12 protein-coding genes are annotated in these 14,869 nt (G+C 47.5%); 5 read left to right on the top strand and 7 right to left on the bottom strand.

Annotated elements, in window-relative coordinates; genetic code table 11:
- Positions 1-210 precede the first annotated feature (210 nt).
- Entirely contained in the window at positions 211-573 is a 363-nt protein-coding gene (locus AC2215_RS04955; RefSeq protein WP_486808852.1) for a 7(1) septoil knot domain-containing protein, read from the top strand.
- Positions 574-970: 397 nt separating this feature from the next.
- On the opposite strand, the gene AC2215_RS04950 is transcribed toward AC2215_RS04955, so the two are convergent.
- The 4 genes from AC2215_RS04950 to nfi all read right to left on the bottom strand — a co-directional run bounded on the left by AC2215_RS04950 (position 971) and on the right by nfi (position 4,511).
- Positions 971-1,660: a calcium-binding protein gene (locus tag AC2215_RS04950; protein WP_486808851.1), complete on the bottom strand. Its 690-nt coding sequence runs from the start codon at positions 1,658-1,660 to the stop codon at positions 971-973.
- Positions 1,661-2,203: 543 nt separating this feature from the next.
- Positions 2,204-2,335 (bottom strand): endonuclease V, encoded by a 132-nt coding sequence (locus AC2215_RS04945; protein ID WP_486808850.1) that lies wholly within the window; start codon positions 2,333-2,335, stop codon positions 2,204-2,206.
- A 4-nt stretch (positions 2,336-2,339) separates the two neighbouring features.
- Entirely contained in the window at positions 2,340-3,788 is a 1,449-nt protein-coding gene (locus AC2215_RS04940; RefSeq protein ID WP_486808849.1) for a class I SAM-dependent methyltransferase, read from the bottom strand.
- Between the two features lie 63 nt (positions 3,789-3,851).
- Positions 3,852-4,511, bottom strand: a complete 660-nt coding sequence (gene nfi / locus AC2215_RS04935) for a deoxyribonuclease V (protein ID WP_486808848.1) — start codon at positions 4,509-4,511, stop codon at positions 3,852-3,854.
- Positions 4,512-5,144: 633 nt separating this feature from the next.
- Here nfi and AC2215_RS04930 point away from each other — a divergent pair.
- The 3 genes from AC2215_RS04930 to AC2215_RS04920 all read left to right on the top strand — a co-directional run bounded on the left by AC2215_RS04930 (position 5,145) and on the right by AC2215_RS04920 (position 9,750).
- Complete coding sequence (locus AC2215_RS04930; protein WP_486808847.1) at positions 5,145-5,993, top strand: prohibitin family protein; 849 nt, start codon at positions 5,145-5,147, stop codon at positions 5,991-5,993.
- Between the two features lie 696 nt (positions 5,994-6,689).
- A complete protein-coding gene (locus AC2215_RS04925) occupies positions 6,690-8,015 on the top strand; it encodes a cytochrome P450 (protein WP_486808846.1) in 1,326 nt (441 codons plus the stop codon).
- Positions 8,016-8,112: 97 nt separating this feature from the next.
- Positions 8,113-9,750, top strand: a complete 1,638-nt coding sequence (locus AC2215_RS04920; RefSeq protein ID WP_486808845.1) for an EAL domain-containing protein — start codon at positions 8,113-8,115, stop codon at positions 9,748-9,750.
- A 69-nt stretch (positions 9,751-9,819) separates the two neighbouring features.
- Here the strand turns inward: AC2215_RS04920 and AC2215_RS04915 are convergent, their stop codons facing one another.
- The 3 genes from AC2215_RS04915 to AC2215_RS04905 form a co-directional block, all read right to left on the bottom strand.
- Positions 9,820-10,368, bottom strand: a complete 549-nt coding sequence (locus AC2215_RS04915) for a GIY-YIG nuclease family protein (protein WP_486808844.1) — start codon at positions 10,366-10,368, stop codon at positions 9,820-9,822.
- Positions 10,369-10,421: 53 nt separating this feature from the next.
- Entirely contained in the window at positions 10,422-10,748 is a 327-nt protein-coding gene (locus AC2215_RS04910; RefSeq protein ID WP_486808843.1) for a hypothetical protein, read from the bottom strand.
- 159 nt (positions 10,749-10,907) lie between these two features.
- Positions 10,908-11,690 (bottom strand): cobyrinic acid a,c-diamide synthase, encoded by a 783-nt coding sequence (locus AC2215_RS04905; protein ID WP_486808842.1) that lies wholly within the window; start codon positions 11,688-11,690, stop codon positions 10,908-10,910.
- A gap of 684 nt (positions 11,691-12,374) precedes the next feature.
- Between AC2215_RS04905 and AC2215_RS04900 the strand changes: the two genes are divergently transcribed.
- On the top strand, positions 12,375-14,807 hold the full coding sequence (locus AC2215_RS04900) for an adenylate/guanylate cyclase domain-containing protein (protein ID WP_486808841.1): 2,433 nt from the start codon (positions 12,375-12,377) through the stop codon (positions 14,805-14,807).
- Positions 14,808-14,869: the final 62 nt, after the last annotated feature.

Raw genomic sequence — 14,869 nt, 5'->3', positions numbered from 1 at the left:
TAGCAGTCGCCACATTGGTTAGGACAGTCCAATCTCACACCAGTACTTCTCTCCCCCCGCTCCCCCAGCTTCCCCAGCTTCCCCCGCTCCCCCCGCTCCCCCAGCTCCCCCAGCTTCCCCCGCTCCCCCTCGCGATGTCCTAAATTGCGATAGCGGTTGCTATATGTTACGACGGAGGCATCCTGGTACTGGTTTCGATCGAGTTTTAATATGTCTGTCAATCTGTCGGTGTTTTACCGTCTATTTTCCCGTCGCACTCTACCAGCACTTGCCCTTTTGAGTGCATTCTGCCCCCAAATTGCCCACGCGGAAGAGGAGTTCGATCCCGACAACTGCACGTTCAACGGCATCCCCCTCTACGGCGAAGTGCAAATTGTCAGTTCTGGGGCGGATGTCGCCGTGGAAGTGGTGGATTCCTTTCCCGACTTGAACGTACAGGAGGTGGAGAGTTTCCCCGATGCTTGCGGCAAGTGGGAATTTGTCGACTCGGCTGCGGATTTCACCATTGAGTATGTCGATTCGTTTCCCGATGTGGAAATCGAGTATGTCGATTCTTTTCCGGGAACGCCTTAATATAGCAACCGCCATGTTAGTTAGGACATCGCAAGAGGGAGCAGGGGGAGCTGGGGGAGAGAGATACTGGTGTGAATTTAAGCTGTCCTAACCAATTCCTAACCAATGTGGCGACTGCTATATATCGCGATGTTCTAATGGCAATGGCGGTTGCTGTAAAATCGAGCCGGGTGGGCTGCATGACAGAACCCACCCGGCTTGAAGTTTAATTTAGAGGTAATTTAGACCATCGAACGATTCGATTTTTATCGCTAAGCGCACGGGGCTATTGACATTCAATGGGAGGCAACTTTTGCATCACCCATTTGGGCTTTGTCCGTGACATTTTCGAGCCACTGAGTTCGTCCCGATTCATTCGTCCGAACTGCTATGCGCGAGCGCGAGAACTCGTCAAGCGCTACCCGGCGCTAATCGTGGTAACCTCCAAATCTACTATCATATTCGCATTTTCCAGCTGTGCGAAGACATTACCATTCACAGACACTTCGCCCGTAAACAAATTGTAGTCCCAACTGGCGTTCTCACCGAAAACGCTCGGATCGAAGGCGAACGTGTCGTCATTGATATCGAAGCCTCGGATAACATCGATTTCACCGATCGAGTCAAAGAAGAAGGTATCTGCGCCGCCACCCCCAATCAGCGTATCTCGACCACTGCCACCAACGAGGTAATCATCGCCACTGCCACCTTCTAGAAGATCGTTGCCGCTGCCACCCCAGAGCGAATCGTTTCCAATGTTCCCATAGAGCGAGTCGTCTTCACTGTCCCCGTAGAGCCAATCGTTATCATCCCCACCCAAAAGCGTATCTCGACCGGAACCACCTCTTAAAGTATCCTCACCGGTGCCTCCAAGTAAACTATCGTCATGCCTACCACCATCTAGAAAATCGTTGCCACTACCACCATCAAGAGTATCGTTGTGTCGATTCCCAAAAAGTCGGTCGTTCCCGGATTCTCCAAAGAGTTTGTCGTTTCCTTTACCTCCATAGATTGTGTCATCTCCTCCTTTCGCATAAATAATATGGTTTTTGCTACCTAAGTCTTCATGGTTATTAGAGCCGTTGAGATGCTTAGTTTTAGTCGCCATGATTGCTTCCTTTTTGAGAATGTGAATTTCGCGAGATGAAAAATTGAGGTGAAAATCACCGATTTTGTTTCTGGAGGAATAGAATCTCTAGAATCTCAAACTGTTAACTTAAAGCCCGATCGAATAGCTTGTTCGCCAGTCGTGGTGTTCAAGTCATAGGTTCATCTTCTAGACGATCGCGGCTCTTCGGTGCGATCGCGATCGCACTTTTCATTCAAAACCATCACCCTAGAATGAAAAAAAATCGCCTATAAAAATAAGTAAATATATTTTTTTTGTAAATCGATTCGAGTTTTTTTAAAGTTATTTTCAAGAGAGAATCTGATGAAATCTCAATTCTCAAAAGTTCGATCGCTCTCTGATATTCTCAATCCTCACAAGTTCGCCGACTCTATCCGGATAATAGAGGTTTCGATCGCGATGAGGGCGATCGAACTTGACAATTGCATCACCTGACCAGAGTCTTGCCCTGACCTATAGGAGTGTGCTAATAGACATCTGCTGGAAAAGGGTTAAGGGTTAATATCAAGTTCGGGTAATTCGTTACAATTGGGCGAAATCGCCTGAAAAATTCTCTATTTCTTTCAACACCACTGGAACTTCCCGAAAGGAAAGCAAACCGAGAATGTAGGGAAAGAGAGTGAGACGGCGGGCGATCGCCCCAATTTTTGTCAAAGTATCATTCAGTTCGATCGCTCGTGACAAGGGTACTGGCGGATATTACTTTGAGTAGCTGATTTGAGTTTTTAAAATCTCGATCGAAACGATCGTAAATTTCCTTTAGTTTTCGAGCCTCCAGATTCGATTTTTTTCGAACAATGAGCTGATAGTCTTGATGGAGAATTTCGAGGCAATCGGCGAATAAATCGACAAACGCATCGATCCCAATTTTTGGATCTTCGGAGGGAAAGTCCGGATCGGTCCATCGATAATCATCAAAAACGATCGTGCTACCCATCTTCATTAACGGCCAAGATAATAGAGCATCTTGAAAGACGACAACGCTTAAATGGCAACCATCAATATAGATAACGTCGTAACGATCGGGTTCTAGGGTTTTCAGGATTCGATCGGATGTACCCTCAAGAGCGATGACTTTCTCTGCGGAGCCTGTTTTCTCAACGTTGCGATCGAACACCGGCTGAAATTGCGGGTCGATACAAGTTAGCCTTGCAGAAGGATGGGTCAAGATATTATCGAGTAACCAGCACGTTGACATTCCTTCAAAGCTACCGATTTCTAAAAAACTTAAATTTGGAATTGTCTTGAATTTCTGAAGATATTCGAATAAATGAGAAATATTATGAGTGAAATAGTCTTGATTAAATTGGTATTGATTTTCAATAGCCTGGTTCCATCCTCGAAGCTTGGCAATTTGTAAGTAACAAATATGTGCCTCTTCAAAATAGCCGAGCTTAGCCAACAGATTTCCGAGTTGCATCTGTAGGTCGATCGAGTCTGGCTCGTTCTGAAGTCGAGCGATATAACGTTCTTTTTTTGCCTTTTCTTCTGCTCGATTTTTTAATGAAGTTTGATAATTTTGAAGAATCTCGATATCTTCAAAGTCAATATTTAGGGCTAAACGATATAAAACGACCGCACCTGTATAATATTTAATTTCAGATAATAAATCGGCTGTTGTTGTATAAAAATCCGCCTGCTGAGATGTGGAAAGTTGCGAGCGTAATAAAGACGAGCAAATTTCTTGTTCGATTAACTGACAACAAGACCCGATCGAATCTTGCAAATTCTCGCAAACAATTTTTTCAAAAAGAATCCCAACTTGTTTTAGGGTAAAGAAAGAGTTTTTACCCAAATAAATTCCGTGCAAATAAGCACCAAGGGATTGGATAGGTCGATCTATCTTTTGTAGAGCGTTTGCCAAACAATCGTAAGTTCTCGCAGACTTGGGATCGAGCGATATCGATTTTTGATAGCTTTTAATCGCCGGTTGTAAGTTGTTCTGCTGTGAGAAAACCCATCCTAACCCACAGTAGAAGCTCGCCCGATTGGGATGTTTCTTAATGCCTTGAGATAAAACATCGATCTCCGCCTCAAACTTCCCTTCCGATAAGTAGAGATGTGCTTCTTGATGAATTTGACGAAAAAATTTTTTCGAGTTAGACATTCAAGTCAAAATACAACAGTTGAAACATCGTCGGTTAATTTGATTTATTATACTTGAATGTTTCTAAATCCGAGAGAGGCGATCGGCTTGACGGGTGGTTTCCGGCAATCGATACTGGGGAGTGCAACGGAGAACGCAGTCGATCGCCGTTGGTAAGCTAATCCGATGCCCCACAGACACGTAAATCGGCTTCACCCCCGTTCGGCTTCGCAAAACCGCCCCAATGGTTTCCCCCTCATCGCGCAACGGCTGCCAGCTTCCCCGAGACTCCGGCAGTTCGTCGTGTTCGCCAATAAACCGGGATTTTGCAACTCCGATAGCCGGTAAATCCGCGAGAACCCCCAAATGGCAGGCAAACCCAAACCGGCGGGGATGGGCATATCCCTGCCCGTCGCATAGCAGTAAATCCGGGGTGATTTTTAGCTTTTCCAAAGCATCCAACACCACCGGAACTTCCCGAAACGAGAGCAAACCGGGAATATAGGGAAAGGGGGTGGAACGGCGGGCGATCGCCGACTCCTGTAGCTGCAAATCCGGGAAACTCAACACTGCCACCGCCGCCCGCGAGACGGTATTCTCTTCTTCGTACCCCACATCCACTCCGGCAACGTATCGAATGTCGCCCAGTTTATCTTCGCGAATCGCGTCGGCAGCGAGTTGTTTCTGAAGGGCGATCGCTTCTTCGGGGGTGAGTTGCCAGGAATGGTGGGGGTTGATTTTCATCAGCGAACCTATGGTGAATGGGGTCTGCGATCGACTTGTATCGCGGTTCTTAAGTCAGTGAGGGCAAATCGCGAATCTCAAGTCCCCCTTATGAAGGCAAGTCCCCCTTATGAAGGGGGATTTAGGGGGATCGTTCGGATCTCATCCATTCGAGAAACGGGATATGAACGCGATCGCTATCTCTTACTATCTCCCCATCCCCCCATCCAAATAATGGTTATTTCACCAGATTCGCGCGGGTGGTATAGCCGTATGCAATCACGTTAGGACAATTAGTGCTAGTGCGAGCATCTTGCTCGCTGGGAAAAAAATGCAGCAGCAAAGTGTCCTCACCTAAGTGAATACCGCTATACAAAAGTATTCGATCGGGTCTTTAATAACTCGAGTTTAGACAAAATCTCGATTGAAAAGGCTACAACCGGCGATTCGGTAAGCTTTTTGGGAAATCGATCGTCCGTTCGAGTTTAAAACTCTCAAATTGTCTCAGGACGAGGGTTTTGCGGTTTGAGTCGTTAAATTTGTCTAAACTCCAATTAATAATTGGGCTGATTATAGTAAAGTGAAAACCCAAACGAAACTGTAACAACGACCGTTTAACCATCGACCCGTCACACCCATACGCCAATGCGATCGATGAATTCCCTGCCCCCTCCATCTCCCAAGCAATACCTCATCGTTGCCGGGGGATTGTTGATGTTGTTCTTAGCGTTTTTCTTCCGACCCTTTGTCATTATTAATGCCGGACAGCGAGGGGTGATGATGAAGTTTGGTAAAGTTCAAGAACGGGTTTTAGATGAAGGCATTCACCCGATTTTACCGGTGATTACCACCGTCCAACACCTCAGCGTTCGCGTTCAAAAAAACGACATTAATGCCGAAGCCTCGTCGAAAGATTTACAAAACGTGACGATGGAAGTGGCGGTGAATTGGCACATTCAGCCCAAACGCGCCTATGAAGTTTTTCAGCGAGTGGGGGATGAAGAACAGATTATCTCCAGAATTATTTCCCCCGCCGTTTCTGAAGTGGTAAAAGCGGCAACCGCAAAAAAGAATGCCGAGGAAATCATTACCAAACGAACGGAACTCAAGGACGAAATCGATAGTAAACTCGACAATCGATTGGTAGATTACGGGATTATCGTTGATGATGTTTCTTTGGTGAATGTTTCTTTTAGTCCTGAATTTGCCAAAGCGATCGAAGCCAAGCAAATTGCCGAACAGGAAGCAAAACGCGCCGAGTTTGAAGCCGTCCGCGCGGAAAAAGAAGCCAATGCCGAAATTAACCGCGCCAAGGGAAAAGCAGAAGCCCAACGATTGCTGCAAGTGAGTCTGACTTCCGCGATTCTCCAACAACAAGCGATCGATAAATGGGATGGCAGTTTCCCGACGGTAATGGGGGGAGAAGGAACGCTTCCTTTTATTAATATTAATGCCGAAAAGTTGACAACTCCCGCTCAACCGCAACCGCCGAAAAAGCAATAAGTTATGTAAGAATTTAGCGACCTCAGGAGATCCCCCTCCCGTCCCCCTTCTTAAGGGGAAAGCCATCGGAAGCGAAGCTTTTTATTTTTCAGAAGGCTTTTCCAATTCCCCCCTTCCATAAGGGGGGCTAGGGGGGATCGAGATCGATTGAACCTGAATACCTACTAAATTATAAGTATTTAGGGATGAGCGGGAAAATAACAGACCCTACGTAGGGGAAATGCGGCCGTTAACCCCTACAGCAAATCGTTGGCAAGCTGGTCTCGTATTTTTGCCTTAGTGAATGGCTGTTAACGAAGAAAAATATCGTGTTAAAACTGGCTGCATTTTTATCGATCGTTCTCGGTTTTCTTCTCTCGTCTTATTTAAAACGTTTGAGTCGAAATCCAGAGCGGTCGTCCGAAGAATCTGCACGTTTATACTGGTTGGGATACTTGAGCTTACCAGTATGTGGTGCATTCGCATGCTTTTTCGCCTATTTGCATGGCATCAGCCAAAAGTAAAATTGATTAGATAATTTTATTCATTTTCAAAGTATGATGTAATGCGAACATCTCGATCGAATTCTGTTAATACTTTATTTGAAATTAACGCCAGAACCACTTAGAATTTCATTGCCTAGTCTTCCTTCCCAACATCCGAGTTGATACCATTGTCTCCCTGGCTAAGGCTAAAATCTAAAATTCTCAACACCCCATGCAAAACGATCGCCTTCCCCCCGGTAAAATGGGTTTACCCCTCATCGGTCAAACCCTAGACTTCCTGTTCGACCCCAATTTTTCTCGCAAACAGTATCAAAAATACGGCCCGCTTTTTAAAACCCGAATTCTCGGACAACCCACGATTTTTGCCGTCGGACCCGATTCAGTCGAATCTCTCCTCTCTACCCATATGGATTGCTTTTCCTGGGGAGGAGGATGGCCCGATACGTTCAAAATTTTACTGGGGCGATCGCTCTTTCTCCAAGATGGGGAAGAACACCGACGCAACCGAAAACTCATGATGCCCGCCTTCCACGGGGCAGCCCTTGCTCGCTATTTCGACACCATGGAATCGATCGCCCTTTCCTATTTGCAACGCTGGGAAAAACAAGGGGAATTGGTGTGGTTTGAAGAAATGAAACAACTCACCTTCGATATTGCCAGCCAACTGTTAGTTGGGGCCGATTCCGGGGAAGATGTCGCCCGTCTCAGCCAGCTTTTTACCACCCTTACCAACGGCTTATTTTCCCTATTTCCCGTGCAGTGGCAGTGGACGAAATTCGGCAAAGCCGTTGCCGCGCGCAACAGCCTCCTCGAACACCTCACCCACGTCGTCCGCCAGCGTCAGGAAAACCCCACCCAAGATGTCCTCAGCCTCCTGGTGCAAACCCGCGATGAGTCTGGCGTTGGCTTCACGATGACGGAACTCACCGCCCAGGCGATGCTACTCCTGTTTGCCGGTCACGAAACCACCACGGCAATGCTCACTTGGTTGTGTCTGGAGTTGGGTCGCAATCCGGAAATCTTACAACAGGCGCGGGAAGAACAGCAGCAACTGTCGCAACAAGGACCGTTATCCCTCGAACAACTCTCGCAAATGCCCTATCTCGATCGCATTTTGATGGAAGTGGAACGATTGCACCCGCCGGTAGGGGGTGGATTTCGGCGCGTCGTCAAGCCCTTCGAGTTCAACGGCTACCAAGTTCCGGCCGGCTGGCTTGCCATCTATTCCATCCTGGGAACCCACCGCCTGGACGAGATTTACCCGGAACCAGAACGCTTCGATCCCGATCGATTTGCCGACGGTAAAGCCAAACCCTTCAGCCTGATTGGTTTCGGCGGCGGACCGCGCGTTTGCGTGGGATTGGCCTTTGCCAAATTGGAGATGAAAATCGTCGCGGCCCATTTGCTGCGGGGCTATCGCTGGGAATTGCTGCCCAACCAAAGCCTGAAGCCGGTACAAGTCCCAACGCGCCACCCGAAAGATGGATTGCGAGTGCGGTTTGAAAAGTTGAATCTCAGCAATCGAGAAGATGAATGACTTCGGACAACTTTTCAAGTCTCTTTACCTTCTCCTCTCCCGGAAAAATATACGATCTCGAAGAGATTCTCCAACAGTAGGTATCTAGGGTTCGCCCATGACTCATCGCGATTTGTCCGATCTCGGAAACCGAAGAAGGCTGAAATTCTTAAGCCTCTATCGCAACCGGATCGTATTAATTCTTGTCATCAGCTTATTACCCACAATCGTTTTGCTGGTCATATCCTATTTCCAGGCGATCGCCTATGCCAAGGCAAATTTAGAAATGATTATCGATACCGCCACGTCTGAGACGAATCGGTTGTTGGAGGATGCCGATCGACTTTTACATCGTATTAAAGTAGACATTGAACCGACCGAGCGACAGACGGCTGTCAACACATTGCAGCGACTGATTTATACCGATTTTCGATTTCGAGAAGCCGGAATTTTTAATGCAGACGGGTTTCTGCTTCTCACCAGCTTAGGGGTTGTAGAACCGCCGATACCCATATCCCCAACCAAGAGAAGCTTCGATCCTAGCAATCCCAATCTACAGATTTTAGGATCGGGTAGAACCCAGATCCTACAGGAACAATCTATTGCCCTAGCTTTACAGGGACCCGATGGAGTCGGCGGCGTTTATCTTTTGGTCGATCCTGTCATTCTCACCTATTTTCTAGAAGCAATCCCCAATCTGGATCTAGGACCCAATGGTTTTGTTGTGTTTATGACGGACGATGGACGCATTCTCAACACTGTTGGTTCTCCTCCTCAAGAAAGCTCCTCTAGCTTGCACGAGCGATCCTCTAATCAAATTCGAGTCGATCGAATCACGAACAATGGAGCCATCACTGTTGTGGGAGAGATAAATCGGGAATGGGTTCTGCGGTATTGGCGGCAAGAATTGATGCTGGGGGTTCCGTTCGCCGCCTTGATTAGTGGAGTGTTAATCTATCTCTTCCTGCGGCAGGTGCGTCAGGTTAATACTTTGGATTACGAGCTAAAACTGGGACTCGCCCACAATGAGTTTGAGGTACATTACCAGCCCATTGTGGATCTCGAAACAAGACAGTGCACGGGGGCAGAAGCCTTGATACGCTGGCTCCATCCTCAGCGCGGAACGATTTATCCCGGTCTTTTTATCCCGATCGCCGAGCAGACGGGTTTCATCATACCAATGACCGAATGGTTAATTGAAAAGGTCATTCAAGACCAAATCATTCTGCAAGAAAAGTTTAAGCGTCTGTACGTGTCTGTTAACCTCTCACCAATCCAGTTGAATACTGGCAACGTGGAGCAGCTCATTCAGAGTCTGAAAGCGGCACACGACGACTCCAATGTCACCATTATTTTTGAAATTACTGAAAATAGGCTTGCCGAAGATCGCGGATCGACCGCTCAGGATTCGATGGCCCGCCTCAAAGTATGGGGAACCCGGTTTGCGATCGATGACTTTGGAACCGGATACTGCAACATTAGTTATTTGCAAAAATTTGACATTGACTACTTGAAATTGGATCGGCTTTTCGTACAGAGGCTGTATCGAGATAATAATACCGCTCAGATCGTGGATAGCCTAATCGACCTGGGCAAGAAGTTAGGTTTAACCCTAATTGCTGAAGGCATAGAGACTGAAATGCAATGTCAATATCTTAGAGAGCGAGGTGTTCGCTACGGTCAAGGTTGGTTATTTTCTCGACCCTTACCATTTTCAGATTTCGAGCGTTTTCTTCAAACTCAGGAGGCAAAATAGACATCGTAGGTGGTACTGTGTCAAACTCGAAGAAGGCGCTGGCATTTGATTTTTTGCATTCTAGAAAGACTACTTCAAATCCAACAACCCCTTTTCTTTAAGTTTGGGATTGAACCGTAGCTGCATGGTCACCCCTCGCTGTTCCAACTGGGCGAGAATCTCCGCCTCTACTCGTCGGGAAATCTTTTTTAATAGCTTCACTTGGGCGATATCTTCCCCAGCCACCCGATCGAAATTTTCTCGTTCTTCTGCGCTCATCAACGGTTTCACGTCAATGGGTTGCGTCCACTGGGTTTCATCGGTTCCATTTCCCGCTGGGGTGCGATCGTTCTCGGCAATCCACGCTGCTCGAATATTTTCTAATATGGTGCGGCTGGGGCGATCGATGGTTTGAAACTTAATCCAATGACATTGCTGCGGTCGGCGAATTAAATGTTGTTTTAAACTTAGATAAATATCGCGAGAATAACCGATAAATTGCAGCACTCGATCGGCATCAAAAATCGCATAAACGCCGACTTTTCGCTGAAAGGGTTCTTCTTGAATACAGCCGGATTCATCTAAGTAAGGCGTGTACTCTAAATCGGCCAGGGTGGGAATTTGGGTTTGAGCGGTCATCGTCGTTTTTAATCGGGAAAGTCTAGAATGCAGATCGCTTGAAATTCAAAAATTTATGCGTTTATTTTTCGATAAATCGCGCACAGGCGACTGGGTTTAAAAATTTTGGCTTCAAACGTAAAATGAGGCGGGACGTTAATAATGATGTAATCTTCTGAGGTCTGATATTTCTCGAACTCGGCGGGCATTCCTTTAGGGGTGGCGCTGCTATAGGGAACCGGCTGAAATAATAGCTCGGTAAATTCGACGCGATCGCATCGAGTCCCTTTTGCCACTTGTTCTAAAAATCGATCGCCCGTTAGCAGTGAAAAGAGCATTTTTTGGGCATCCGGTTCTAAGGTAAAATTGCCGTCAAAGTTTTCGATAATTTTGAGTGGCATAGCGATTCAGCAAGAAAATTGGGGTAAACTCAAAAGTTCGGATTCTTAGCTTACCTCAAATTTTTGCTCGATCGTTATTTCATTTCATGAAGAACGATTGCGATTTAAAAAGTAAATGGCAGAAATTTCCGACTCTAGCTCGAGGAAATCGAACCGCTCTCAGTTGGGAAAAATCTCATCGGAATCGACTTCAAAGATATAGTTATAGTTAAATCGAATCGAGTTGGGATGGCGAATGACATTAAAGCCAAAATGCGTGACCCGTTCGGCTGTAAACGTGGCAATTACCAGTTCGATTAATTTTCGGCTTTGAATCTTTGGTTTTTGCACGTAATAATCTCGTTTGGCAAAAAACTTTCCTTTATCTTTGGGAACGATAATGCCATTGAGGCGATGAGCATTTCGGATCGGTTTAATATATAGACGAATAAAGTCTTCTTGATTTTTTTGTAAAATATAAAATTTTTCTTGCTGGTACCAACTCATTTGGAATAACATTTTAAGGAGTTCAAATCCCATTACGTAATTGAAGGCATTGTTACTTTCCTCTGTATTTCCCATGAGCCGAACGGCAACTTCTAGATATCGATCGGGTTGTTTGTGAACATCTTGAGCGCAATGGATATAAAATTGACGAATATATCGACGCAGCAGCGATTCCGTAAGTTTGGTGGGAATACAAAATCGTTTGAGATACCGACTCACCTTTTGTTGCGTATCGCGATCTTCAATTAAGCGAGAAACTAAACCATCAGCGGTATATTCATCTAAAAATTCAGCTTGCTGCTCCGAAGTCGCCGCACAAAGAATATGACAAATCGACAAAATATAACGTCGTTCGTTCCAGTGCAGTTTTTCCGCCCACTGACGAGTTGGCTTGGGCAGTTTATCAAAAATACTCGCAGAGCTTGAACTATCGAGAAACGGGTTAGAGGGCAGCATATTTTGCTATCGATCGATGTTGAGAAAAGAGAGAGTTCAAGCCTGTTATGCTCAGATCGAAACCAACCAGAATCACTCTGGCAATTTAGTTCGAGGGGTGATTGAAGTTTCGAGCGACTCAATAGATTTATGGTTCGCAGAGCCGTTTAGTTTTGCCGGTTCTCAATGGGAGAAAAAATGAGAACTGTGGAGCGTTAAGCTTTGGAATTTATGCAACTTTAAAAATAAATTCGAGAAGGGACTCATTGCCAAATCGATCGGGTTAGGACGTGCAAATTATAGGTCAAGTGCAGCCCAAAAAAACACCCAGCCCAGCCAAAAGTGGCACACTCTCTCCTACGTTCCCATGATAACAATCTCGATTCTGGGGGGTTAGAGTTCGCAGTAGCCCGTTAGACGCGCAATAATATACCTTGAAAGAGCGACTCGCGCGATATTGCTTTTCTCCAATTGCTTTCCACCACAGCGGGCACTTTGACTCCCGTGGGACGCGCTTGAGGACACTGACAATCCACTAGCTGCCTTTACACCAAATATAATAAAGGGTTTCACGAGTTTCCTACTGTCGACCGATCGAGGCTTTTCAGGGTGCGGCGCGTCCCTCGCGGACCGATCGCGGTAACGGGAATTACAGATAAGTCACGGATAACGGATGGGGTGATGAAATTTTGGAAACATAGCTTGATGTTCCGACTCGTGGGGCGTTTTTCCCTGGTATCGATCGCTGCAGTTTTCGGTGTTGGGGCGATCGCCTTTTTACGAGCGAAATCCACCCTGGAAACTTCAACCTTAGAGCGTTTGGAGGTGACGGCAACCCTCAAAGAACAAGCCCTCGAGCGATGGATTCGCAACCAACGAGAAGGGACGATGGCCCTGGCCGCACTCCCGGAACTGCGGGCCCCGGCGAGCATCTTACACGTGGCAGAGGAGTCAAGTCCCGAATTTCGTGCCGCCAGCGCTCAAATCCAACAAATTCTTCGGGCAGTACTCGCAACCCGTGCCGATTGGGTGCAGGTGGCAATATTGTCGGTCCGGGAGGGGAAAATTTGGGTGTCCACAGATTTCCCCCGTCAGGGAGAATATCGCAATCGAGAACCCTACTTCATCCAAGGTCGGCAAGAAACCTTCGTCCAGAATCCCTACCTCTCCTGGGGGACGAACCAACCGACGATGACGGTGGCGACCCCCCTGCGCAATACCAAAGGAGAATCGATCGCCGTATTGGTGGTGGATCTGGATTTGACCCCCCTCGACGAAATTGTCAGCGATCGCACCGGGTTGGGCAATAGCGGTCAAGCCTATCTGGTGGATCGCTCGCGCAATATCGTTCAATCGGAGGGATTTGCCCCCAGCAACCTCTCCCACAACGCGATCGCCCCTGGCATCGAAGCGGCCCTGGCGGGAGGAGAGGGGAGTGGCTTCTATCTCGATCGCACCGGAATTCCCACACTCGGGGCCTACCGCTGGGTGGAAGCCCCCGAACTCGCCTTGTTGGTGGAAGTGCCGCGCCGGGAAGTCCTCGCCCCCCTAAGGCAACTGAGCCGGACGGTTTGGCTGGTGGGATTGGGGTGGGCGGGATTCTTGGTGGTGGGTGCATTTTTACTCGCCCGTTCCATCGCTCGACCGATTTTAGCGATTACCAAGGTGGTGACTCAAGTCGCCGATGGGGATTGGACTCCCGTCGCATCGGTTCTGGCGGAAGATGAGGTGGGGTTGCTCGCGCGCAATTTCAATCGAATGACGGAACGGGTGCGCCATCTCCATACCGGGTTGGAAGATAAGGTCAGCCAACTCGCCCACGCCAAGGAACGCATTGAAAGTTTGAACGCAGAACTCGAAGATGAAAATACCGATTTGATGGCGGAACTGCGCAGTGCCAACGCCCGCCTGGAACAATTTCTGCAAGCCGTTCCCGTGGGGATCGTCGCCATCGATACCCACCGCCAAGTCAGCTACATCAACCACAGTGCCCAGCAGTTGCTCGGCACCGATGTGGTTCCCGGTTTGTCCATCGATACCCTCCTGGCTCCCGATCGCAATACCCTCTGCGTTGCCCGCACCCGGCGATTGTATCCCATCGGTCAACTCCCCCTCCTCCAAGCCCTGGACGGTTATTGCACCACCGTTGAGGATCTCGAAATTCACCAGGGCGATCGGATCGTGCCGGTGGAAGCTTGGGGGCGACCGATTTACGATGACTTGGGTAATATTATCTACGCGATCGCTGCCTTTCAAAATATTACCGCTCGCCAAGAAGTGGAAGCCCAACGGCAAAAATTCACCGATGAAATGTTTCAACTCTCCCAAGCGGCTTCTCGTTTCGTCCCCGATCGCTTTTTGCATCTCTTAGAAAAGCGGAGTATCGTCGATGTCACCCTGGGAGATTCGGTGCAAAAAGAGATGTCGATTTTATTTTCCGATATTCGCGACTTTACCACCCTCAGCGAAGTCATGACGCCCGCCCAAAACTTTCGCTTTATTAACAGCTACCTCAGCAGTATGGAGCCGATTATCACCGAAAATTACGGCTTTATCGATAAGTATATCGGCGATGCAATTATGGCGTTATTTAACCGCAGTGCCAACGATGCCCTCAGAGCGGCGATTGCCATGCTCGAAAAACTTAAAGTTTACAATAAAAATCGCATGAAATCGGGCTATAAACCGATCGCCATCGGCATGGGGATTAATACCGGTTCGTTGATGCTTGGCACCGTCGGCGGACACCAGCGCATGGATGGCACTGCGATCGGCGATGCGGTGAATTTAGCCTCTCGTTTGGAAAGTTTGACCAAAAACTACGGGGTTTCTTTACTTATTTCTAATCATACTTTTTTTCAAATCGATGATGTGACTCAATATTCCTTTCGAGCGGTCGATCGGGTGCGCGTCAAAGGTAAATCCGAGCGGGTATCGGTCTTTGAAGTGTTTGATGCCGACCCGCCCAAACTCAGAGATGGAAAACTCAAAACCAAGATTTTATTTGAAGAGGCGCTACTTCTTTATAACAAAGGAATGTTTGCAGAAGCCGAAATCCGATTTAGCGAATGCTTGCAACAAAATCCAGAGGATACGGTGGCTCAAATTTACGCTCGTCGCTGTCAGGAGAAGAGATAGCGATATTCCCGATAATCAGAACACTTTTGTGGGTGAGCGTCGGGGGAAATGGGGGAAGAAGA

Source organism: Zarconia sp. (genome assembly GCF_057467645.1).
This window is presented reverse-complemented; position numbering and strand designations above follow the sequence as displayed.